This window comes from Variovorax sp. P2_H12 (genome assembly GCF_056403395.1).
In genome coordinates, this window is sequence record NZ_JBFUFO010000274.1 from 1 (window position 1) to 389 (window position 389).

General features: G+C 65.8%; 1 protein-coding gene. It reads left to right on the plus strand.

Annotated elements, in window-relative coordinates; translation table 11 throughout:
* Positions 1–115 precede the first annotated feature (115 nt).
* Positions 116–389: hypothetical protein (locus AC1DYK_RS36125; protein WP_478170642.1), on the plus strand; the 274-nt coding region annotated here is incomplete at its 3' end.

Consider the following 389-nt stretch of genomic DNA (forward strand, 5'->3'; position numbering starts at 1 on the left):
ATATTGCCCCGTTTTGTGAGCATTCTTCGAGAAGTTGATCAACCCTTCCCTGCCGGCTAACCATTCTGGTATACAAAAAGCTCCACGATCGCTGAGCTTGATCCAAGGAGCCTCAATGTGCGTAGAGCCCGCCCCTCCCCCCTCGAGCCGGCTGACCCGGCGTGGCGTTATCGCGGGAGCCGCAGCACTGGCGGGTACCTCGACTCTCCTTGCCGCGACAACGCCTGATGCGGCAGCAGCGCGCCGGGACCTGTCGTCGGGCGGCGACCTGGTCGTAGACGGCGGCACCCTGCTCGACCCGGCCACCGGCGATGTCATCGAGGATGCGGTCGTCGTCATCAAGGGAGGCGTCGTCCGCGCGGCCGGTTCCCGGGAGCGCATCGCCGCGC